At 34.3% G+C, this 23503-nt stretch carries 21 protein-coding genes; 2 read left to right on the top strand and 19 right to left on the bottom strand.

The genetic code is table 11. From position 1 onward, the window contains the following. The 8 genes from ACFHWD_RS10985 to ACFHWD_RS10950 all read right to left on the bottom strand — a co-directional run. On the bottom strand, positions 1-752 hold a 752-nt coding region (locus ACFHWD_RS10985; RefSeq protein ID WP_378061858.1), incomplete at its 3' end, for an E3 binding domain-containing protein. Positions 753-791: 39 nt separating this feature from the next. Further along, complete coding sequence (gene lipA, locus ACFHWD_RS10980; RefSeq protein ID WP_378061856.1) at positions 792-1610, bottom strand: lipoyl synthase; 819 nt, start codon at positions 1608-1610, stop codon at positions 792-794. Beyond that, entirely contained in the window at positions 1576-1782 is a 207-nt protein-coding gene (locus ACFHWD_RS10975) for a hypothetical protein (protein WP_378061854.1), read from the bottom strand. The genes lipA and ACFHWD_RS10975 overlap by 35 nt, the downstream gene beginning before the upstream one ends. A gap of 35 nt (positions 1783-1817) precedes the next feature. Then, the gene (gene tdh, locus ACFHWD_RS10970; RefSeq protein WP_179976987.1) at positions 1818-2849 is read right to left on the bottom strand and encodes an L-threonine 3-dehydrogenase; all 1032 of its coding nucleotides are present in this window, start codon (positions 2847-2849) and stop codon (positions 1818-1820) included. A gap of 105 nt (positions 2850-2954) precedes the next feature. Then, positions 2955-3704: an SDR family NAD(P)-dependent oxidoreductase gene (locus tag ACFHWD_RS10965; protein ID WP_179976986.1), complete on the bottom strand. Its 750-nt coding sequence runs from the start codon at positions 3702-3704 to the stop codon at positions 2955-2957. A 62-nt stretch (positions 3705-3766) separates the two neighbouring features. Then, positions 3767-5071: an MFS transporter gene (locus ACFHWD_RS10960; RefSeq protein ID WP_150357242.1), complete on the bottom strand. Its 1305-nt coding sequence runs from the start codon at positions 5069-5071 to the stop codon at positions 3767-3769. A 162-nt stretch (positions 5072-5233) separates the two neighbouring features. Then, complete coding sequence (locus ACFHWD_RS10955) at positions 5234-6208, bottom strand: alpha-ketoacid dehydrogenase subunit beta (protein ID WP_150357241.1); 975 nt, start codon at positions 6206-6208, stop codon at positions 5234-5236. A gap of 17 nt (positions 6209-6225) precedes the next feature. Continuing rightward, positions 6226-7191: a thiamine pyrophosphate-dependent dehydrogenase E1 component subunit alpha gene (locus ACFHWD_RS10950; RefSeq protein ID WP_279237951.1), complete on the bottom strand. Its 966-nt coding sequence runs from the start codon at positions 7189-7191 to the stop codon at positions 6226-6228. A 434-nt stretch (positions 7192-7625) separates the two neighbouring features. Between ACFHWD_RS10950 and ACFHWD_RS10945 the strand changes: the two genes are divergently transcribed. Continuing rightward, complete coding sequence (locus ACFHWD_RS10945; RefSeq protein WP_179976984.1) at positions 7626-9659, top strand: sigma-54-dependent Fis family transcriptional regulator; 2034 nt, start codon at positions 7626-7628, stop codon at positions 9657-9659. A gap of 78 nt (positions 9660-9737) precedes the next feature. Here the strand turns inward: ACFHWD_RS10945 and ACFHWD_RS10940 are convergent, their stop codons facing one another. The 7 genes from ACFHWD_RS10940 to ACFHWD_RS10910 form a co-directional block, all read right to left on the bottom strand. Further along, positions 9738-10451, bottom strand: a complete 714-nt coding sequence (locus tag ACFHWD_RS10940) for a zinc ribbon domain-containing protein (protein ID WP_150357239.1) — start codon at positions 10449-10451, stop codon at positions 9738-9740. A gap of 85 nt (positions 10452-10536) precedes the next feature. Then, complete coding sequence (locus ACFHWD_RS10935; RefSeq protein ID WP_179976982.1) at positions 10537-11352, bottom strand: Nif3-like dinuclear metal center hexameric protein; 816 nt, start codon at positions 11350-11352, stop codon at positions 10537-10539. Next, the gene (locus ACFHWD_RS10930; RefSeq protein WP_150357237.1) at positions 11352-12032 is read right to left on the bottom strand and encodes a class I SAM-dependent methyltransferase; all 681 of its coding nucleotides are present in this window, start codon (positions 12030-12032) and stop codon (positions 11352-11354) included. Before ACFHWD_RS10930 ends, ACFHWD_RS10935 begins: the two co-directional genes overlap by 1 nt. 65 nt (positions 12033-12097) lie before the next feature. After that, the gene (locus ACFHWD_RS10925) at positions 12098-12988 is read right to left on the bottom strand and encodes a PH domain-containing protein (protein WP_378061849.1); all 891 of its coding nucleotides are present in this window, start codon (positions 12986-12988) and stop codon (positions 12098-12100) included. Between the two features lie 130 nt (positions 12989-13118). Continuing rightward, positions 13119-14204: an RNA polymerase sigma factor RpoD gene (gene rpoD / locus ACFHWD_RS10920; RefSeq protein ID WP_150357236.1), complete on the bottom strand. Its 1086-nt coding sequence runs from the start codon at positions 14202-14204 to the stop codon at positions 13119-13121. Next, the gene (gene dnaG / locus ACFHWD_RS10915) at positions 14204-15988 is read right to left on the bottom strand and encodes a DNA primase (protein ID WP_179976981.1); all 1785 of its coding nucleotides are present in this window, start codon (positions 15986-15988) and stop codon (positions 14204-14206) included. Before dnaG ends, rpoD begins: the two co-directional genes overlap by 1 nt. 240 nt (positions 15989-16228) lie before the next feature. Further along, a complete protein-coding gene (locus ACFHWD_RS10910; RefSeq protein WP_150357234.1) occupies positions 16229-17254 on the bottom strand; it encodes a deoxyguanosinetriphosphate triphosphohydrolase in 1026 nt (341 codons plus the stop codon). Between the two features lie 119 nt (positions 17255-17373). Between ACFHWD_RS10910 and ACFHWD_RS10905 the strand changes: the two genes are divergently transcribed. Then, a complete protein-coding gene (locus ACFHWD_RS10905; protein WP_179976980.1) occupies positions 17374-18417 on the top strand; it encodes a CotS family spore coat protein in 1044 nt (347 codons plus the stop codon). 80 nt (positions 18418-18497) lie between these two features. Here ACFHWD_RS10905 and ppdK read toward each other — a convergent pair whose 3' ends face one another. From ppdK to recO, 4 genes are all read right to left on the bottom strand, one after another. Then, positions 18498-21128 (bottom strand): pyruvate, phosphate dikinase, encoded by a 2631-nt coding sequence (gene ppdK / locus ACFHWD_RS10900; RefSeq protein WP_378061846.1) that lies wholly within the window; start codon positions 21126-21128, stop codon positions 18498-18500. A gap of 76 nt (positions 21129-21204) precedes the next feature. Further along, a complete protein-coding gene (locus ACFHWD_RS10895; protein ID WP_150357231.1) occupies positions 21205-21849 on the bottom strand; it encodes a helix-turn-helix transcriptional regulator in 645 nt (214 codons plus the stop codon). A 212-nt stretch (positions 21850-22061) separates the two neighbouring features. After that, positions 22062-22661 carry a DUF4342 domain-containing protein gene (locus ACFHWD_RS10890; protein WP_150357230.1) on the bottom strand — a complete coding sequence of 200 codons (600 nt, stop codon included), beginning with the start codon at positions 22659-22661 and terminating at the stop codon, positions 22062-22064. A gap of 14 nt (positions 22662-22675) precedes the next feature. Then, complete coding sequence (recO, locus tag ACFHWD_RS10885) at positions 22676-23461, bottom strand: DNA repair protein RecO (protein WP_229981110.1); 786 nt, start codon at positions 23459-23461, stop codon at positions 22676-22678. Between the last annotated feature and the right edge of the window lie 42 nt (positions 23462-23503).

Genomic DNA, 23503 nt, shown 5'->3' with positions numbered 1-23503 from the left:
ACGCTGACGCTTTCACTCATCCTCTTTGCAATGACTTTCCTCATTCCCGACATCTTAACAGCTTTTTCACCACGGTGTGCTTCTTTTACTGCAGGTTTTTCCTCTACTTTTTCTTCGGCTGCTGCCGCAGACATTTTAGCTGTCTCTGAAGCTTCAAGTACATCTTTTTTCATTATCCTGCCGTCTTTTTTTATCGACCTGAGATCTACACCCAGCTCTCCGGCAAGCTTGGCTGCAGCAGGAGATACCTTGACCCTGTTGTCTTCAATGTATCCTTCCACATCTTTTCTAACTATTCTTCCCATGGGTCCAGTACCTTTTATGAGTTCATAATTCACGCCATTTTCCAGGGCAATTCTTTTTGCAATGGGCGATATTTTAACCCTGCCTCCTGCCTTTGGTGTTTCAATGGTTTTAACTTCTATCTTTTCTTCAGGCTGCTCTTTTACCTCTTCCTTCTCATTTTTGAGGTCTTTGGCCCCTGATTGCTTCAAAAGCTCCGATATGTCCTCATTTTCCCCTGCAATTATACCGACAGGTACAAGACATTTAACCGTCTCACCTTCCTCCACCAGTATTTTCCTAAGTACTCCGCTTTCCTTTGCCTCTATCTCATTCGTAAGCTTATCCGTCTCAACTTCAAACAGAACTTCTCCCTTTTCAACTTTCTCCCCTTCACTTTTATGCCAGTCTACCAGGGTCCCCTCTGTCATGGTCAATCCAAGTTTAGGCATCACTTCAATACAACTCATTAAAAACCCTCCTAACATCTAAATAGCATATTGTCTTTTTCAACTAAAATTAGAACTGTAACATTTATTATCCATCTTTAAAGCTTTCATACCTTCAAAGGCTTTATAAGAACTTCTAACATAAGGTCCAGATGCAACAAATTTAAATCCTTTTTCAAGTGCTATCTTCTTATATTCCTCAAACTGCTCAGGAGCAACATATTCAAAAACAGGCAGATGGTTCTTAGATGGTCTAAGATACTGACCTATAGTGAATATATCGCATTTTGCCTTTAATAAATCATCCATCACTTTGATTACCTGAACTTTGGTTTCTCCCAGCCCAACCATTATGCCGCTTTTGGTGTATATATTTTTATCTAAAATTTTCACCTGTTTTAAAAGTTCAATAGATCTATTATAAATTGCCATGGGCCTGACTTTCTTATATAAAGATTCTACTGTTTCAATATTATGGTTGATAATATCCGGCTTTGCTTCAATTATTTTTTTTAAGGCACTCCAATTTCCCTCCAAATCCGGTATTAAAAGCTCAACAGTCGACTCTGGATTTTCTCTTCTAATTTCTCTTGTGATCTTAGCAAAATGCCCTGCTCCACCATCTTTTAAATCATCCCTGGTAACAGAAGTCACAACTATATGTCTAAGGTCTAATTTTTTACTTGCAGCTGCTATTCTCTCCGGCTCCTCATTATCCAAAGGTAACGGCTTTCCCTTAGCTACAGCACAAAATCTACAATTTCTTGTGCAGACATCACCCATAGCCATAAAAGTAGCTGTAGCATGTTTGAAACATTGTCCTATATTAGGGCAATTTGCACTTTCACAGACCGTATGAAGCGAAAGTTCTNCAGACATCACCCATAGCCATAAAAGTAGCTGTAGCATGTTTGAAACATTGTCCTATATTAGGGCAATTTGCACTTTCACAGACCGTATGAAGCGAAAGTTCTTTTAACATATTTTCCATTTTATCTAATACAACTGCATCAGGTGCTTTCATTTTCAGCCATTGCGGCCTTGTACCCAAAATAATCACTTCTTTCTATACGACTCGTCTGCATACTAAGGAATAAATACCACTTTACTCGCTATGCCTTTTTTTGCAAGTTCAATACCATTTTCAAAATCTTCAAGAGCCATTTTATGAGTTATCACAGGTGATATATTGAGCCTTCCTGAAGCCAGGGCATTCTCAAGTGCATACCATGTAGAGAACATTTTCCTTCCATGAATGCCAAATATTGATGCTCCTTTAAAAATCACTTCGCTGCCAAGATCAAGGCTTATATTTTTTCCTGGAAGTCCAATAAGTGCATATTTGCCTCCCTTTCTGAGGAATTTGAATCCCTGCTCTATTGCTCCAACATTCCCTGAACATTCAATAATAGCATCTACTCCATAACCATTGGTACTGCTTTTAATTTTGTTTACGGTATCTTCTTCAGCTGAATTGATTATTGTAGTAGCTCCAATTTTTTTAGCGATTTCAAGTCTTGGAGAACTGATATCCAGTGAAATCACCTGGGAAGCTCCCATATATAAAGCTGAGGCAACCGCAAACAGCCCTATGGATCCACATCCTATGACAGCTACGTTCTTACCAGCTACTTCACACTTTTGAACAGCTCTGAAAGAAGTTCCAAGAGGTTCAAAAACCGACCCAAATTCAAAAGAAATCTTTTTGGAAATCTTCACTGCACAAACTGCTGGAACAACCGCATATTCTGCAAAACATCCATTGGTATTGATACCAAACATTTTAAGATCATTACATATATGCTGCTCACCAATTTTACACTGCAGGCATTTTCCACAGGGAATATGGGTTTCAACGGAAACATGATCATTAATTTCAAGACCAGTAACTTCTTTTCCCACTTCTACTACTTCACCACAGCATTCATGTCCGGCAATTAACGGCAATTTGATCCCTGAATTCTGAGCCCACATATTCCAGTCTATGATGTGTAAATCCGTACCGCAAAGTGCCGCTGCTTTAACCTTTATTAAAACTTCATCTCTGGCAGGTACAGGCTTTTCCACTTCTCTCAATTCCAACCCCGAAGCCGGTAACATTTTCATCAATGCTTTCACAGTCTTCGCTCCCCCTTTTTTAATATAGTCACTCTCAATCAACAACAGAACATCACAGGCATTTAAAGTATATATAACTCTAATGCCTGTTCACCACAAACTTTGCTAATCCATCATTATGCCTTCATCTACATCTGAAATCTCTCCAGTAATAAATTCCGCCAGATCAGATGCCAAAAACATCACCATATTCGCAACACCTTCTGGTTTTCCAAATTTTCTGAGAGGTATTGTATTTAAAAAATTATTTCGTCTTTCTCCCTTAAATTCTTTTAGCATAGGTGTCTCTGTAGGTCCCGGACATACAGCATTTACATTTATACCATAGGGACCTCCTTCTCTTGCCAGCCCTTTTGTAAGTCCAATTACTCCAGCCTTTGATGCCGCATATATCGTATTTCCTAAAATCCCACCGCCACGTTTACCTGCTACAGAAGCAATATTTACAATTTTACCGCTTCTCCTTTTCTTCATTAATGGGAAAACTATCTTTGTAGTATTAAAGACGCTTTTCAAGTTTACACCCATAACCAGGTCATATTCGGATTCTGTCACATCTTCATAGGGTTTTGTATTGACAATACCTGCATTATTGACAAGTATGTCTATATACTCAAATTCCTTTAATATTTTGCCAAAGGTCTCTTTAACAGAAGAACTGTCCATTACATTTGTTTTATAAAATTTAGCAGTTCCCCCATCCTTTTTTATTTCATCTACAACTTTTTGGGTTTCTTCCTCTTTAATATCAAGGATTGAAACCTTTGCACCTTTACCTGCAAAACCTTTACATATAGCTTTACCTATTCCCTGACTTCCTCCTGTGACAACTACAACTTTATTCTCAAAATTCAAATCAAACACCTTCCTTATTAAATTCAAAAACTAGTTTATTGAGAAAATACTATAGCAACAGATTACTTAGATGTAGGTATACTATCTTTTGGCACAGTTTCATCAGCTGATACTTTGTGAAGAGTCAGTATAAATATACCAGCAAGAAGTAGTGAAACTGTCAAGTACATATAAGCACCATTATAAGAACCTGTACGAGTTTTTATAAATCCTACCAAATAAGGTCCAAACCAACCGCCTAAATTTCCCACTGAGTTAATTAAACTCGTAGCTCCAGCTGCTGCCGGTCCAGATAAAAAGGATGTAGGATAAGTCCACCAAACTCCCATACCAACATATACGCCAATAGCAGTGACACAAGTAAGTATAAAACTCAAAACAGGGTTGGTTATCATTATTCCCAGGCCCATTCCAGCAGCTCCTATAAACATGGGAATTGCCACATGCCATCTCTTTTCTCCAGTCTTAGAGGAGGAATTCCCATTGACTATGAAACCAATCAGAGCTATGGTCATAGGAATAATAATCAAAAAACTCACACTTGAATTGCTCAAACCTGATACTGACTTTAATACTGTAGGAAGCCAGAATCCAAATCCCCAGAAACCAGTAATCCACAAAAAGTATATAAGACACATTTTAATAACCTGTTTATCACCCATTGCCTGCCATAAAGTATATTTTCTTACTTTGTCCTTTTCACTTATTTCTTTTTTGGATTCCTCAGTAATTGATTTCTTTTCCTCTGCTGTCAGCCAATTTACATCCTCTGGATTATCTTTTAACCAGAAAATATATATAACTCCAACAATTATTGCCATAACACCTTCCAGTACAAATAGCATCTGCCATCCTCGAAGACTTAACCAGGACAATCCCAACAATACTCCTGCCAAGGGAGATCCAATTATATTGGAAACCAACAGAGAAGTGAGCATTATGGAAATGGCCTTGGGCCTATCCGTTTCATTAAACCATCGTGGAATAATAACAGAGTAGCAGACAGGATAAAAGCTTGCTTCTGCAGCACCTATCAGGAAACGAATAATATAAAATTGCATTGGTGTACGAATAACAGCCATAAGACTGGTAACCACACCCCAGGTAAGCATAATTCTCACAAGCCACTTGCTGGGACTGTGTTTTTCAGCAAATACAGTCCCCGGTACTTCAAATACAACATAACCAAAAAATAGAATTCCTGCACCCATTCCATAAACTTCGGCACTGAATCCAAGATCCTGGTTCATTGTCAAAGCAGCATAGGATATATTGAGCCGGTCAAGAAAAGCCAGCACGGAACCCATGAACAGCGGTAAAATAATATTTATATATTTTCTCCTCGTAAGGCTACCATTAACAGACATAATTTTATAACCCTCCTAATTTTAAATACATTCTCTCTTGTATTAACCCCAGTTGAATATATGCAATTTTTATTTATTCGGGAGGAGATATGGATAAAATACTTTAAACTCCTCCCAAAATATGTTTTTAGGCATCTTCAATTTCTTAAAACTGAAAATTAGCTAAACAAACATTCCTTTTATCCTGTTTACAACATCATCTGTCTTTGTCCTATATTCGTTTTCCAGCGTTGGCGAGAAAGGTATTGGTGTAAATGGTGCCCCAATTCTCACTACTGGTGCATCTAAATAGTCCATTGCCTCTTCAGCAACTATTGAAGATAATTCTGCACCAACTCCTCCCTGTTTTACGGCTTCATGAAGTACTGCAAATCTATTGGTCTTTTTAACGGAATTCAAGATTGTAGTTTTATCTATGGGAGATATAGTCATAAGATCTATAACCTCTGCATTTATCCCCTCTTTTTCCAAAATATCTGCTGCTTCAAGTGCCTGCTGCATCTTTATCGAATAAGAAACAATAGTCACATCTTTACCTTCCCTAACCACTTTAGCTTTTCCTATTTCATCTATATATTCCCCTTCAGGCACAGGTCCCTTTTGCGGATAAAGCATCTTATTTTCAAAATATATCACTGGATTATCATCCCTAAGGGCAGCTTTCAAAAGTCCCTTTGCATCAGCCGGATTCGATGGTATAACAACCTTAAGTCCAGGAATATGCATAAACCATGATTCAATACTTTGGGAGTGCTGTGCTGCACCTTGAATTGAAAGGCCGTCAGGTGCCCTTACTACTACTGGAAGCTTGCACTGACCTCCAAACATATATCTGACCTTTGCCATTTGATTAAAGAATTCATCCATTGCAACTCCCATAAAATCTGCAAAGTGCATATCGGCAACAGGTCTCATTCCCGCCAGAGCAGCCCCGATAGCTGCACCTATTATTGCCGTTTCTGAAATAGGAGTATCTTTTACTCTTTCACGTCCAAATTTCTGAGGAAGGCCTCTGAACTGCCCAAAAATTCCACCCTGTCTTGCTATATCCTCCCCCATGATAAATATGCTGTCATCTTTGGACATTTCCTCTTCCATCGCTTCACGTGTTGCTTCTGAAAACGTTATTTTTCTCATTTAAGTCATCCCCCTTTTTATACATATAGATCTTCATATAACTCCGATGGATCAGGGAATGGACTGTCTTTTGCATACTTTATAGCTTCTTCAAGACTCTTATCCGCAGCTGCCTTAATCTTGTCCATTTCCTCCCTGGTCATTAATTTTTTATCTAACACCTTTTCTTCAAAATTTTTAATGGGATCATTTTTGTCAAATTGCTCTTTAACTTCTTCTTTTGTCCTATACTTTTCCGGATCACCTACAAAATGTCCTTTGATTCTATAGGTTTTAGCTTCTATAAGCGTAGGTCCTTGCCCCTGCCTTGCCCTTTCAACAGCTTTTTTTGCCGCTTCATAAACTTTAAACACATCATTGCCGTCCACTATAACGCCGGGCATGTTGTACCCTACAGCTCTATCTGCTATATTTTCAACAGATGTAGTTGTCCTGTAAGGTGTAGTTGATGCCCACTGATTATTTTCACATACAAATATCACCGGCAATTTGAAAACGGATGCAAAATTTGCCGCTTCATGAAAAGTTCCCCTATTAGAGGCACCATCCCCAAAGAAAACCACAGACACATCTTTTCTCTTTTGATATTTAATCGCAAGAGCCGCGCCCACTGCTAAATTATAACCACCTCCAACAACACCGTTTGCTCCAAGCATTCCTACGTTAAAGTCCGCAATGTGCATTGAGCCCCCTTTCCCTCTGCAGAATCCCGTTTCACGTCCAAATATTTCGGCCATCATTCTATTGATGTCTGCTCCTTTAGCAATTGTATGCCCGTGCCCGCGGTGAGTACTCTCTATATAGTCTCTATCAGTTAAATTTGCACACACTCCTGTAGCTATTGCCTCTTCACCTATATACAGGTGAACAAAACCCGGTATTTCTCCATTTAAAGACAAACTTTCAATATTCTTTTCAAAAGCTCTTATTTTAGTCATTGTCTTATAAAATTTGATTACTAATTGCTTATCAACTTCTGTCAAAACAATAATCCCTCCCTATGATTTTTATTTGATTACATGATGTTATTTTAGCATATATCATACCAATATCATGTAATTTAAAGTACTACATGAGACAATTCCAAGCCGCGGCCTATTTTTATGTTTAAAGTCATAAAAGTAACAGTGCTCAAAAATTTCACATTACATGCTGATTTTTCTAGCATTGCTAATTATTTTAACATTTTTATTATTACAAAAAGTAATAAAATAACACTTTATCTGAATATTATCCAAAATGTCTTTTCTATAAATTAATTATGTATTATAATTATAATAATAGTTGGTTTTTCTTCAAGAAAACGTTTTTAGGTAAGATTTTTATTGGATTGTTTTTTATTTCATATGGTAAAGGTAATTATTTTTTTTGGACTCTATCTAACTATTTCTTTCAATTTACAGAATGGAGGAAAATTATGTATATTAAAAGCAGCAATATTAATAAAACCACTACTGAAGAATTGTTCGAAAACTTAGGAATAACAACTCATAAAGATTACGTGCTGCGAGGCTGGAAAAGGTGTAGAAAGTTGGGAATAAGCCCTTTTCAAAAAAAATGCGCTAAAAAATTTGAGGGAGAAACTTTAGAAAAAATCCTCAGGAGAAATGCCAAACTCATAAGTTTATCCAAACCATATATTGAGTCCCTATATTCCTATGTAAAAGGAACATGTTTCTCAGTAGTATTAAGTGATTCCAACGCTTGTATTCTTGAATTGATGTTTGATGACAGCGTTATTGAAAATACTGCGGATAAAATAAATTTTACAAAAGGTGCTCTGTGGGACGAAATTCATGTGGGAAATAACTCCCTTAATACATGTTTAAGGGAGGGAATACCCGTTCAAATTTCGGGAAATGAGCACTATTGTATTATGAACCACGATTGGACATGTACCTCAGCGCCAATCAGAAACGGCGACAAAATCATTGGAGCTATTGGCGTTAGGGGATATAAAGTTGATAATAGCCCCCATACATTGGGCATGGTAGTATCTACTGCAAAGGCAATTGAAACAAGTATAGAGATGGAGCACACCAAAATTCAATTGATACTTAAGAGCAATTATGAAAACGCTTTAGTAAAATGTATTTCCAGCGGTCTTATGACAATAGATGCCAGTGGAATTGTAAAATACATGAATGATATAGGTGCTGAAATTTTAAAGGTGAATAAAGAAGCCTCTATAGACAGACCTATTACAAACGTAGTCGATTTTCATCCGGTGATTTTAGATGTTTTTAAAAACAATCAGGGATATATCGAAAGGGAGTTTGTTGTAAAAAATACCCAGGGAATAAAACTTCATTTTGTAAAATCCGCCAATATAATAAGAGATGAAATGGGAAACACCATAGGTGTAATAGATATTTTTAGAAAAATAGATAATACAAATAATAAATATAAAAATATAACTTCTATGCATGCAAAATATCATTTTGACGATATAATAGGTAAAAGCAATACCATAAAAAAAAGCATAAAGCTTGCTAAAATAGCGTCAAAAAGCTCTTCAAATGTTTTGATACAAGGTGAAAGCGGTACAGGTAAAGAACTATTCGCGGAATCCATTCACAATGCAAGTGATAGAAAAGACCATCCTTTTATTTCAATAAACTGTGCGGCTATACCAAGTGAGCTCATCGAAAGCGAATTATTCGGCTACAGTGAGGGTGCTTTTACAGGAGCATTAAAAGGAGGACATCCTGGTAAATTCGAACTTGCAAATGGTGGAACCATTTTCCTAGACGAAATAGGTGATATGCCCCTTTACATGCAGGCAAAACTCTTACGTGTACTACAGGAAAAACAGATAACAAGAATAGGTGGAAACAGTGTTCTTGATATTGACACCAGAATAATCTGTGCAACAAATAAGGAATTACTTGCTGAATGCCATGCAGGAAATTTCAGAAAGGATCTATATTATAGGCTGAATGTATTGAATATATACCTTCCTCCTCTCAGGAAAAGAAAAGAAGATATAAAAGAACTTCTGTATTATTTTATAAATAAAATGAATGCAAAGATGAACAAAAACATAAGGGGAATTTCAAAAGAAGCCATAGAATATATAATAGAATATGAGTGGCCAGGTAATGTAAGAGAACTTGAAAATTGTATTGAAAGGGCTGTTAATCTCTGTGAAAGTACTACAATAACTTTAAAAGATCTTGCTATAAATATCAGAGAGAAAAAAATAATGAGTAACTTACGGAGAAATTCATTTAACAGACTAATAACATTAAATGAAAATACCGGGGAAGATAAGATTGAAAGTCTGGAAAGTATTGAAATCAAGGAAATTAAAAGAGCTTTACAAATAATGGATGGAAACATATCACAAACAGCTAATATTTTAAAAATAAGTAGAAATACATTATACAATAAGATGAAAAAATACAATATACAATTAAATGATATAGAAAAAATACACAAATTTGTATAAACTTATAAAAATAACTGAAAATTAATTTTCAGTTATTTTTATATTACAGAATATTGACTGAGAGAGTGTATATGAATTTTATTCGTCATGGCCGCTGTAGTATATTATTCTTCCACAATTATCGCAATAAACTATATCTTTGTTATTTTTGATATCATCTATGGTAATGGCAGATACTTTCATTTTGCAGCCAGAACATACTCCATTTGATAATTTCGCAGCTCCCGTACCTTTAAGTTCACATAATTCATTGAATTTATCCAATAATTTTTTAGGAACTTTCTTTTCACAATTCAATATACTATCTTCAGCTTTTTTTATTTCCATTTTTGATTTAATTATTTTATCACTACTGACTTTTTTATTTTTATAAAATTCATTTTTTATATCAACTAATTCTTTCCTGAGCATATCCCTTTCTTTCAATAAATTTTCCTCATCATACAATCTGTTTAAGCTGTCTTCTTCTAAGGTTCTGATCTCACCTTTTTTTAATTCAATAGATTTTTCCAAGGTACTTATAAATTTTAAATCATATTTTAAATTTCCATAGAGTTTGCTTTCCTCCTGCATTACTTCTCTTTTCATATCCTCGAGTTTTTTCTCCAGTTGTTCAATATTCTTTTCAACTTCATTGAGTTTGGAATCCACGAGTTTATACTTTGACTTTTTCTCCTCAAATTCTTTTTTTACTCTTCTTATAAAATTATTATTGGATTCTCCTTTTAAAGCTTCCCTGGTTCTTTTTATAATCTCTCTATTCCGTTGAATTTCAAAAAGCAAATTTAACATTTATTTTTCCCTCCTGTTTTTGTAAACCTAAACCCTAGAATCACTTGATATAAACAAAAAAGTAGAAATGAATTCAAGTTCATTTCTACTTACACTTATAGGGATCCCTATTGACTTTTGATAAGATAACACTGTTCTCAAATCCAAGGGATTTTATTTCATTTTGCAAAAATACTGCTACCTTTTTCATGGCAGGCCATTCAGTTCCAAAGTGACCCGCATCAATTACAGCCATACCCTGTTCCTCAAAATCACTTACATAATGATAAGTAGTATCTCCAGTAATTATACAATCGGCTCCCTGTAATCTGGCTTCATTAAAATAACTTTGTCCGCTTCCATTTACCACTGCCACTTTTTTTATAAGTTTAAACTCATTTCCCGCATATCTCACTGAAGGTATTTCCAGACATCTTTTCACTCTGCTGCAGAGTTCACTTAAAATAATTGGCTCTTTCAACTGGCTTATCCTTCCTATTCCATCTTTAAATTCTGCCCTGTTCTCAGTCTTCATGGGTTCGATAATATCATCTGAATCTAAACCAAGCAATTCCACAATCATGTCATTTATTCCTCCCTCTGCAGAATCGAGATTGGTATGACAGGAATATACATTTATATGGTTTTCTATTAATTTTATTATTTTTTCACCCACCAAACTGTCTGTAGTTATACTGTCCGGTTTTTTAAATAAAAGTGGATGATGAGTAAATATAAGATTGCAATTATTTTGTTTTGCCTCCTCTATGACCTTTAAAGTGCAGTCCAAAGATACAAGCACAGAAGTAACTCTACACTCCATATCACCTACCATGAGGCCCACATTATCATAACTTTCCTTGAGCATAGAAGGTGCATATTTTTCAACTATATCATGTATATCCATTACTTTCAGATACATCATATCAACTCCTGCAATCTCTTTATTTTAGTTTGTAATTCCATCTTCCTTTTATTGGCCAATTCAGTATGACCTCTTATATTCAAAATTATCCTACTATAATCTTTTATCTTGTTTTCTATGAATTTAGGAAGATATCTATGCTTTTTTTCTATTAGAATTTTTCCTATTTCATAAAATATGCTGTCAACTTCCCTTACATCGGTATTGTATTCTATCTTTATTATCTCATAAAATCTATTTTCGTCAATACACAATTCTTCATCTATTATTTTAAAACCCTTTTTATAGATATACTCTCTCAACACTTCTGAGTTCTGCATAGGTTGAAGTATAAATGAGTTTGATTTTTTAAACACATCTACGTGATCTTCTATTATGTTCGCTATGAGATTTCCTCCCATTCCCGCAATTACTATTTCCTCAGCTTCTCCCGGCCTTATGGTTGAAAGACCTTCTCCAATTCTGCAATCTATCTTGTCCTCTAAATTTTCAAATCTTACATTAAGTATTGCTCTCTTTATAGGTCCAACATTTATATCAGATGCTATGGCCCTACTGCAAATATGATTTTTTATCAAATAAATAGGAATATATCCATGATCCGTGCCTATATCTGCTGCACACTGACAATCATCCACCATCTGTGCCACAGCTTTAAGTCTTAAACTAATTTCCATACAATTCTCCAATCTTGCACAATTCACAGTTAACTATGAACTTTGATATTGAATATGACAACCCTCTATCTGAATGTACAGAGTATTCTAACCTGCATGATAAAGTAAAATACTGCCACTATTAAAGATATATATATGTACTTATAAGAATACTTTTTATCATATTTAGAATAAATATGTCCTGCATAATACATACAAAACAGTACTCCCATATTCAGGAGTCCATAGAACATCTGTTTAAATGCAAACTGTTTGCCCGTCCCAAATTTTACAGCCATAAAACTTGTATCAAAGCTAACAGGCATTTTATCCGGCAATTTTCCATACAGGTACATAATTATCGGATCCAAAGTAAGCAAAAGAACTACTATAGATGTAATTATGAAGGGAATAAAAAATTTAGGTTCCCTGTTTATCGAAATACTTTTATTCAATTTATTTTCCCATTCAAAACATCTTATTTTTCTTTTCTCCAATTCTTCCGTAAATTTTTGAAAATTTTCTGGAGACAATCCATAGTTCACAGTATCTGTCTTTAGATATATTACATTTTTAGTTGAGGTAACAAACATATAGGTATTGCCTATTTTGTCAATAAAAGATCTGCCTATCGCAAATTTATTTTTTCCATACCCTGATAATTTAACTCCTCTTACATATCCATGTGATTTTCGATACATTTGAATACTTTGAAAGGAAATTATTTCATTTTTTAATCCAAGTGCACTGGTTATATATAAATTATCTTCATCCATTGAATACTTAAGCGTACTACAGATAATAATATAATAAATCTGATATATATTTATGGATACCAATGTCAACTTTAGCAGATTATATATTTCATAGGAACTTACAAAATTTATTAAAAATATCAGTATAGCATCATATAAAATCATCAAACCTATAATAAAATACGCTCCTACTCCCTTCGCAGCTTTATAGGTAATTTTCACTCCATCATCACCCTCTTTATCAATAATTATATCATAAAATTCAGGGCTAAAAATGAATAGTTAACAGTCACAGTATTCATATATCCTAATTTCTAGTCTGAAAACAGTGAAAGCACCTTTGACTGGTGCTTTAATCTAAATAGTCCTTTAATTTTTTACTTCTACTTGGATGCCTTAGTTTTCTAAGGGCCTTCGCTTCAATTTGCCTTATTCTCTCTCTAGTTACATTGAATTCTTTTCCAACCTCTTCCAAAGTTCTTGCTCTTCCATCGTCTAATCCAAATCTCAATCTCAGCACCTTTTCTTCTCTGGGAGTTAGAGTGTCAAGTACATTTATAAGCTGTTCCTTAAGCATTGTGAAAGCCGCTGCCTCTGCCGGTGCAGGTGCTTCATCATCCGGTATGAAATCTCCAAGATGGCTATCTTCCTCTTCTCCAATAGGTGTCTCAAGGGATACAGGCTCCTGTGCTATTTTCATAATTTCTCTAACTTTATCTACAGGCATCTCCATTATCTCAGCTACCTCCTCAGGGTGAGGATCTCTTCCCAATTCCTGAAGCAATTGTCTGGAAACCCTGATAAGTTTATTTATTGTCTCCACCATATGAACAGGTATTCTTATAGTCCTAGCTTGATCCGCAATTGCCCTTGTAATGGCTTGCCTTATCCACCAAGTAGCATAGGTACTGAATTTATAGCCTTTTCTATAGTCAAATTTTTCTACCGCTTTTATAAGTCCAAGGTTTCCCTCCTGGATTAGATCCAAAAACAGCATTCCCCTGCCTACATATCTTTTTGCTATGCTTACTACTAATCTTAAATTGGCCTCTGCCAGTTTCTTTTTAGCTGTTTGATCCCCTGCTTCTATTCTCTTAGCAAGAGATACTTCTTCTTCTGGCAAGAGCAGTGAAACCTTCCCTATCTCTTTTAAATACATCCTAACCGGATCATCTATAGCTACACCTTCTGGAACTGACAAATCCAAATTTTTTTCATTCGTATCCGTTTCATTTAAATCTCCAGTTACTTCTACACCTATAGATTCAAGTGTTTCATATATTTTTTCTATCTGCTCAGGACTTAAGTCCACCTCTTCCAATTCGTCCATTATTTCTTTATAAGTTAAAGTTCCATTTTTCTTTCCCTTTTCTATAAGTTTCTTGACTAGCTGTATCTTTGAACTTTTATCCTTCATTTTCTTGCCTCCTTTAACCATTACTGCATTTCACCAATCCTTTTCTGTATTTCAATTAACCTTTGTGCCAATTCTAAAGACTCCTTTAATCTTCCTACAGACTCATATTCTTTTATTTTACTGATAATGTGATCTTCAGATTCCTCTAATCTATGTTTTTTAATCTTGTTTACAAAATTATCTACCAGACTTTTATAATCATAATTATCATATAGAACTTCAGTATCCATAATTTTTACCCATTCTTTGGATGTATCGATGTCATTACACCTTGCCTCTATCTGCGTTTTTCTCTTTTTTACATCATACTCCATATTTTCCACTATATACTTATATATTTTTTTATGGCTTTCCAATATGATATCCTTATCTTCCATTTTATCCAATGAATATTTAAAGGCCCTCTCATCTTCCAAAATCAATTTTAAAAGAGCTCTCTCTGCCTTTAAATACGCTGGTTCTAAATATAATTTTTGTCCAAAACCTGTATCTATATTCATATTTTTATATTTTTTTACATTTTTTTGAACATTGTCTCTATTTAACATGTCATAAAGCACTTGATCTCTTATACCTGTTTCCTCTGACAATTTTTTTAAATAAACTTCCCTCTCTATAGGATCCACTTTAGTTAATATCTCAAGTACTTTCTCCACATATCTTACAGTACTTTCGTTACTATCAAAATTTATATTTTTCTTTACACTTTCAATCCTATATTCTATAAGAGGGACAGCTTTATTCACAAGTTTTAGAAAATCCTCTCTCCCATTGTTCCTGACAAATTCGTCAGGATCCTTGCCATTCGGTATTTGCAGTACTTCAACCTCTAATCCAGCATCCTTAAGTATATCCATTCCACGTATTGTAGCCATCTGTCCAGCTGTATCGGCGTCATAGGATATTATAACCTTATCTGCATATTTTGCCATAAGTTTCGCTTGACTTACAGTAAGAGCTGTGCCTAAAGAAGCCACTACATTCGTTATCCCGCACTGATGAAGGGCTATACAATCCATATATCCCTCTACAATTATAAGCACTCTTGAAAAATTACTTTTTATTGCAAAATTCAATCCATAAAGATTTATACCCTTTTTAAATAGAGGAGTTTCCGGTGAATTTAAATACTTGGGTTTTGAATCGTCCAGTACCCTTCCTCCAAATCCTATTACCTTTCCTCTACTATTAAATACAGGAAAAATTATCCTATTTCTAAATCTATCGTAATAATTTTCTTTTTGACTTTTAACTATGAGTCCTGCAGAAAGCATATCTAATTCCGTAAACCCTTTATTTTTCAAAAAGTTTAACATACGATTCCAGCTGTCAACAGAATATCCCAATCCAAATCTTCTTATAGTATTTTCAGTTATACCACGATTCAATAAATAATTTTTAGCTCTTTTATCTCTTTTTAAACAGTTAAAAAAATATCTTGCAGCCGCTACATTTAATTCGTAGAGTTTTTGAAAAGTATTTTTTTTAAGACCGTTGTCTTTGTCAAAATCTATATCGATATTCACTCTATCTGCCAGTAATTTTACTGCTTCTGGAAAATTTAAATTTTTAGACTTCATTATAAATGTAAATACATTACCTGCCTCTCCACATCCAAAGCACTTGTATATTTGCTTATCTCTAGATACACTAAAAGAAGGTGTTTTTTCATGATGAAAGGGGCATAATCCCAAGTAATTTCTCCCCGATCTCTTAAGTTTTACACTTTCAGATATCACATCCACTATGTCATTTTCATCTTTTACCTTTTGAATGACATCTTCCGATATCACTAAACAACCCACCTATCTTAAAAATTAATATATTTAAATTATTATGTTCAAGAATAAATATATTCGACATAAATTACTATATTCCTTCTTTAATACTAAAATTTTTATTATTAAGTAAGGACATACTATATATATTCTTTACAGAAATTAAATATCCTTCAATAAGATAAATATTTAATTTTTAGCATATTCTATATTATTTACCTACATTATATAATTGTATTTTACCCATATAATAGTAAAAATTATTCTTTAATATATAACAAATTTAGGTACATATATATTATGAAACATCATAAGACAGTAATCATCACTCATTCCAGATATATAGTCCGCCACTCCCCTGTAAACTCCTTCTCTTTTCACAATATCCAGATAAAATTCAGGCATTTTATCTGGATATTTGAAAAAGTAATTAAATACCTGTTCCAGTACAAACTTAGCTTTATCTCTTTCAGCTTTTAATATATCTCCCTTGTATATTCTTTCAAACATGAAATTTCTAAGAACGCGAAGTGCACTAAATACTTCATCACTAAGAGCTACTTGTTCCGTCCCGTTTTTAATATTTTTCAGAGTAGTATATATACAGTTCTTTACGAGGGTATCTATTCTATTACTGTTAGTGCGTCCCAATACTTTTATGGCAATATCCGGTATATCTTTTTCTTCCAGCATCCCAGCCCGTATGGAATCATCTATATCGTGATTTACATAGGCTATTTTATCACTATATCTAACTACCTGTCCTTCTAGAGTGCAAGCTTTTGATTTATCTGTGAAACCACTGTGATACAGTATTCCATCCAGAACTTCTCCTGTAAGATTGAGGCCCCTGCCCAATTTTTCTATTTTAGTAAGCACTCTTACACTGTTCTCATTGTGCTTGAACCCTTCCGGCAAGAGTTTATCGAGAAGTTCTTCACCGCTGTGAGCAAAAGCTACATGTCCAATATCATGACCCATAGCTATAGCTTCTATTAGATCTTCATTCAGCCCTATGCCCTTGCCTATTGTCTTTCCTATCTGATTTACTTCCAGCGTATGAGTAAGCCTAGTTCTATAATGATCTCCCGGTGTTTTTATATACACCTGAGTTTTATGTTTAAGTCTTCTAAAGGACTTGCTGTGTATTATTCTATCCCTATCTATCATATAATCAGTCCTAATAGCGTCTTTTTTCTCTTTAATATTTCTCCCCATTGTTTTAACAGAAAAGGCAGCCTGAGGTATTAGTATCAACTTTTCCTTGTTTTCTATTTTTTCTCTTATATTCATATAACCACCTCATGAATTTATTCTATCCCACCATTAAAAACTCCTTTTTTTAGTGAAAATGTATAATATGAAGAAAGCTTTAATATTATTATAGAGAAAGAACTTTTAAGGAGTTTTATATGGATTTATTATCTGAAGAAAACGTAAAAAAATACGTTCTGCCCCATTATAATATGGTAAACGCAGATATATCTAGAATTAAATTCAAAGATACAGACAAGCAAAGAGCTGTATACAAAATAAATTATTTAAATAAAAGTTATTGTCTAAAAAAAGTATATTTCGATGAGAGCAATTTGCTTTTTGTATACTCTGCCATAGAATGGCTTTTTAGGCATGACATTAGAGTCCCCAGAATATTGCCTACAATTCACAGAGAACGATTTGTAAACTACAAAGAAATGCTCTTTATAATGACTCCCTGGATAACTGGCAGCAAATGTGACTATGACAACAACAAGCACTTATTACATGCAATTTCTAATTTATCCAAAATGCACAGTGTAAGTAAAAATTTTGTTCCAATTGATGGGAGTACCCAAAGAGTAAACTTTGAAAATATATATATATCTTTTCAGAAACATTTAAATCAGCTTCTAAACTGCTCAAATTTAGCTTTCAAATATAATGATAAATTCTCTGCACTATTTTTGCAGAACTTTGAAATTAATTTTATACTGGCAAAAATATCAGCCAGAATATCCTCTACTATTGATTATAAAAATTTAAGCACTTGCTTATGCCATTTAGATTACGTAAATAAAAACATAATATTTGATGAAGAGGACAACATCTGGGTAATTGATTTTGACAAATGCAGCATGGACTACTGTGCCCATGATATATCCTATTTTTTAAGAAGGTTTTTAAAAAGAACCACTACCAACTGGAGGTTAGATAGCACTATATCCTGCCTTGAACTATATGAAAAAATTTTTCCATTAACTTTAGATGACTATAAATACATTATCTCTTATTTATCTTTTCCTCAAAAATTTTGGAAAATATCCAGAGATTACTACAATAATATATTAAAATGTAACCACAATTCCTTTTTTTATTTATTAAAAAAAGCTTCCAGCAATTGTATCAATCAGCTTGAATTCACAATAGAGTTTGGAAAATACGTTGAAAAAAAATTCAATATCAACTGTAAATTGTAAGCTATAAATTTGATAAATATCCAAACATTTGTAAAGCCGATCTTTCCATAAAAAGTGGTAAGATCGGCTTGATATTTTTATTATCTCGGATTTCTCACCTGAGCCTGGGCAGCAGCCAGTCTCGCTACAGGTACCCTAAAAGGTGAACAGGAAACATAATCAAGTCCAACATCATGGAAAAATTCTACAGATGAAGGATCTCCACCATGTTCGCCACACACTCCAAGGTGTATATCAGGTCTAGTCTTCTTTCCTAACTTTACAGCCATTTCTATAAGCTTTCCTACTCCAATTTGATCTACTTTCTGAAATGGATCAAATTCATATATCTTCTTATCATAGTAGGAGTTCAAAAACTTGCCTGAATCATCTCTTGAAAATCCAAAAGTCATCTGAGTCAAATCATTGGTGCCAAAAGAGAAGAACTCAGCTTCAGTTGCTATTTCATCAGCAGTAAGTGCAGCTCTTGGAATTTCTATCATGGTTCCCACTTTATATTTTAGTTCTACTCCGCTATTTTTTATTATTTCATCTGCTACTTTTACAACTGTATCTTTGATATATTTCAATTCTTTTAACTCTCCTATGAGAGGTATCATTATCTCCGGTACTATATCATATCCCTTTCTCTTCTTTACATCTACAGCAGCCTCTATAATAGCTCTAGTCTGCATTTCCGCTATTTCAGGGTAGGAAACAGTAAGCCTGCAGCCCCTATGTCCCATCATGGGATTGAATTCATGAAGAGATCCTATAGTGTCCTTCAATTCCTGGAAGTCTATACCCATTTCCGCAGCCAAATTTCTTATATCATCTGTATTTGTTGGCAAAAATTCATGTAATGGCGGATCCAAAAATCTGATCGTCACAGGTCTTCCCTCCATAGCCTCATATATACCGACAAAATCCTCTTTTTGTCTCGGTAAAAGCTTATTCAGTGCTCTTCTTCTCTGTTCCTCTGTCTTGGAAACTATCATCTCTCTCATTTCTGGTATTCTATCCTCATCAAAGAACATATGCTCTGTCCTACAAAGTCCTATTCCCTCAGCTCCAAATTCAACTGCCTGTCTGGCATCCTTTGGAGTATCAGCATTGGTTCTAACTCCCATCTTTCTTATATCATCAGCCCAGCTCATAAATGTACCAAAATATCCAGATATTTCAGGTGACACCGTTTTTATAGGCTCTCCATATACATTTCCTGTACTTCCGTCTAATGATATGTAATTCCCTTCTTTATAGATCTTGCCTGCTCCTTTAAAAGTCTTTGTCTCTTCATCTATTATCAGATTACCGCATCCAGCCACGCAACAAGTTCCCATACCCCTAGCTACCACAGCTGCATGAGAAGTCATTCCACCCCTTATTGTAAGTATTCCTTCTGAAGCTGCCATACCTTCTATATCCTCGGGGGATGTCTCTAACCTTACAAGTATTACTTTTTCTCCCCGATCATGATGTTTTTTCGCATCCTCTGCTGTAAAATATATTTTTCCACAAGCAGCTCCCGGAGATGCCGGAAGTCCCTTTGCTATTACAGCTGCTTTCTTGAGTTCATCCTTATCAAAATTCGGGTGAAGCAGTGTGTCAAGTTGTTTAGGTTCAACTTTAAGGATGGCCTCCTTTTTGCTGATAAGACCTTCCCCCACCATATCCACTGCTACTTTAAGTGCAGACTGTGCGGTTCTCTTCCCATTTCTAGTTTGAAGAAAATATAATTTTCCCTGTTCTATGGTAAATTCCATATCCTGCATATCTTTATAGTGATTTTCCAATTTCTGGGCTATATTCATAAATTGAGAATAACATTTTGGAAGATCTTCTTTTAACTTTGTTATAGGCTGTGGTGTTCTTATTCCTGCAACTACATCTTCCCCCTGCGCATTTATAAGATATTCACCAAATATAGACTTCTCCCCTGTAGCAGGATTTCTTGTAAATGCCACACCAGTACCTGAAGTTTCTCCCATATTTCCAAATACCATAGATTGTACATTTACAGCCGTACCCCATTCACTTGAAATATCGTTTAATCTTCTATACACTATAGCTCTCGGATTATCCCAGGACCTAAATACAGCAGTAATAGCTTGTATTAATTGTTCCTTAGGCTGTTGTGGAAAGCCACTTCCTATTTCACTATTGTAAATTTTCTTAAATTTCACAATTATTTCCTTTAAATCAGATGCATCTAAGTCGGTATCATATTCAAGATTCCTTGTCTCCTTTACTTCATCCAGTATATCCTCAAATTTTCTTTTTTCAATTCCCATAACTACATCTGAAAACATCTGAATAAATCTTCTATAGGAGTCATAGGCAAATTTTTCATTTCCCGTAAGTTTACTTAATCCCCTGACAGTGTCATCGTTTAAACCTAAATTAAGTATAGTATCCATCATTCCAGGCATGGAAACCCTTGCTCCTGATCTTACAGAAACTAAAAGTGGATTTTCTATATTTCCAAATTTTTTACCTGTTTTTTTTTCAATTTTTTCAAGTGCGGCATAAATTTCATCCACAATGCCCCTGGATATGGTCTTACCGTCTTTATAATATTTTGTACAAGCTTCTGTAGATATGGTAAAACCCTCTGGAACAGGTATGCCGATATTTGTCATCTCTGCCAAATTGGCACCTTTTCCGCCAAGTAGATTTCTCATACCAGCATTTCCCTCATTGAAAAGATAAACATACTTTTTGTCTGCCATATAGAACATCCCCTTTTTTATAAAATTTAGCATGTTTTATATATACATCAACGAATAAATTATTCCGTATACCAATCTATTTGTTTTCCCCTATTTTTACAAAAAGCCTTGTTATATTTGTCTTTGAAACTTTACCTACAATTTTAAGCACTTCATTATTCAACCTGTCTCGAGATTTTTCTACCACTGGCAAACTATCCACTTCATGCTCCATTATCTTTTTAGCTGCCATGTAAGCAACATCATCCTTTTCAACAAATATTATATTTGGCATTCTGGTCATTATTATTCCCACAGGTATTTTATGCATATCGGTACTTCCAATAGCTATCTTCAAAAAATCCTTCCTGGAAACAGCACCTATAAGAAGCCCTTTATTTTCTATAAACAAAGTGCCAACATCATTCAAAAATAAGTATACTATGGCATCATAAACGGTAGTATTCTCATCCACTACTACTGGTTTTGACATTATATCGCTTACTTTTATATTCATTATATAATCGTATATAAGGCTATGGGAAGGTTTTTTAGAATATATATATCCTACCTTAGGTTTTGCCTCCAATATGCCCGTCATAGTAAGTATAGCTAGATCTGGTCTAAGTGCTGCCCTTGTGACATTTAATCTAGATGCGAGCTGCTCACTTGTTATGGGTGCATTATCCCTTACTAATTTTATTATTTTCTCTTGTCTCGGTGATAATTTAATAATATTCACCCTCTCTCTTTGTAGTAAAGTCAATAATTTCTGCAGATATTCACTAAGAGGAAATTTAACATTAGTATTTAAGCTACAATATTACAAAATTATTATACCACATATATATTAATGAATAGTATATGTTTTTTTATTTTATCCAATATTATGAATAAATTTCAAATCTATATACTATTCATTATATGTTTTAACACTAATTGTATTATATAATTCTAATTTTTATCCTTATCAGTATCTTTCTCCTGTCCATTTTCATCATCATCTATATCATCAAATTTTACAGTATATTTATATGTGTTTTTATCCTGCTTGTCATCTTTGTGTTTGAATTTATCCTTAACTGAAGATGCAGCATCAAACACCCTATCCTTCATTTCATTTACAGTACTCTTCATTCCGCCTTTTATTACCTTATTCACCACTTCTACAGTTCCATCATCTTTCGTTATCTCTATAGTCACCTGTGTAATCACTGCAGTCAATATCCCTATAGCTATAAGCGGCGGCCATACAAGAGCTGTCAAAGTTGCTGCAATACCTGCATTTACAGGAATGTCAACTACCACCTTATCACCTTTTTTTATCTTTACTCTATTTACATTGCCTTTTTTCACTAAATCCTTCAGCCATTCCAAAAATTCATCCTTAGTGGTGTATAAACTATCCTTGGCCGATTTTTTATTTTGCTCTATATATATGAGAGCATCAACCACATTTCCTTCACAAACTTCTAATGCCTCTTTTGCCTCAGAATAATTTACCCCTGTTCTCTCTCTTATAATATCAATTTTTTCCAATGTTATCTCACTCATGTTTTTCTCTCCTTTTAGATTTTATTTTTCTCAAAATTTTCAAGATACCTTAAAGTGTCAAGACTTTTAGGTTTCCTAAAATAATTTTGGGAAATAACCAGGTTCAAAACCTTATACAGTTCTTTCTTTACTTTATCAGACAATACAACTTTATATACATTTTCAAGAGAAATCTTTGACAAATATTTAAGTGCACTGCCAGTGGCATAATCTATATGCAAACCATTGATCTTTTTACATTTATCGCAGACACCTCCTGAATATTGAAAACTGAAATAATTAAATGAAGCCATCTTTTTTCTACATATACAGCAGTAATCAAAATTCAACTCATAGCCTGTGGCCTGTAAAATTTTCAACTCAAATGATCTGGCTAGAATTTCAATGTCCACTGCATGACTCCTTATGAGATAAAACGCAGTAACCAGTTGTTTAAACATCTCTTCGCTTTTTTCCCCATCACTCATGGCTATATCTATGAGTTCACAAAAATAAGAAGCATAAGTTAAATCATTTAAGTCGTCCAATAAATCTTGAAAAGAATCTATTAAAATACTTTCGTTTATCACATATAGACTCTTTCCCTTGTATAAAACGTAGTCTCCGTAACAAAATTGAAGTGTAGTTGAAAACAATGAGTTCCTGCTTCTTTTCGCCCCTCTAGCTATGGTGGACACCTTACCCAACTTCTCAGTGAAAAGCCAAACCAACTTGTCAGATTCCTTTATATCTTGAGTTTTTATTATTATAGCTCTAGTTTTAAATATGGACAGATAATCATCTCCCTGTCTATAAGTTATATTATATCCTTTTTTAAGGAGAAAAACATTCCTTCTGAGTAA

Source organism: Clostridium sp. MT-14, from assembly GCF_042436595.1.
GTDB classification, from domain to species: domain Bacteria; phylum Bacillota; class Clostridia; order Clostridiales; family Clostridiaceae; genus Clostridium_B; species Clostridium_B aromativorans.
The sequence above is the reverse complement of the archived record's forward strand: the minus strand, read 5'-3'. Positions and strand labels throughout refer to the sequence as shown.

What these genes read in the sequence shown, in the direction of transcription:
- ACFHWD_RS10960 (WP_150357242.1), bottom strand. Translation starts at nt 5,071, where the DNA reads ATGTCTGTTAATGGTAGCCTTACGAGGAGAAAATATATAAATATTATT.
- ACFHWD_RS10955 (WP_150357241.1), bottom strand. Translation starts at nt 6,208, where the DNA reads ATGAGAAAAATAACGTTTTCAGAAGCAACACGTGAAGCGATGGAAGAG.
- ACFHWD_RS10945 (WP_179976984.1), top strand. Translation starts at nt 7,626, where the DNA reads ATGTATATTAAAAGCAGCAATATTAATAAAACCACTACTGAAGAATTG.
- ACFHWD_RS10940 (WP_150357239.1), bottom strand. Translation starts at nt 10,451, where the DNA reads ATGTTAAATTTGCTTTTTGAAATTCAACGGAATAGAGAGATTATAAAA.
- ACFHWD_RS10935 (WP_179976982.1), bottom strand. Translation starts at nt 11,352, where the DNA reads ATGTATCTGAAAGTAATGGATATACATGATATAGTTGAAAAATATGCA.
- ACFHWD_RS10930 (WP_150357237.1), bottom strand. Translation starts at nt 12,032, where the DNA reads ATGGAAATTAGTTTAAGACTTAAAGCTGTGGCACAGATGGTGGATGAT.
- rpoD (WP_150357236.1), bottom strand. Translation starts at nt 14,204, where the DNA reads ATGGTTAAAGGAGGCAAGAAAATGAAGGATAAAAGTTCAAAGATACAG.
- ACFHWD_RS10910 (WP_150357234.1), bottom strand. Translation starts at nt 17,254, where the DNA reads ATGAATATAAGAGAAAAAATAGAAAACAAGGAAAAGTTGATACTAATA.
- ACFHWD_RS10905 (WP_179976980.1), top strand. Translation starts at nt 17,374, where the DNA reads ATGGATTTATTATCTGAAGAAAACGTAAAAAAATACGTTCTGCCCCAT.
- ppdK (WP_378061846.1), bottom strand. Translation starts at nt 21,128, where the DNA reads ATGGCAGACAAAAAGTATGTTTATCTTTTCAATGAGGGAAATGCTGGT.
- ACFHWD_RS10890 (WP_150357230.1), bottom strand. Translation starts at nt 22,661, where the DNA reads ATGAGTGAGATAACATTGGAAAAAATTGATATTATAAGAGAGAGAACA.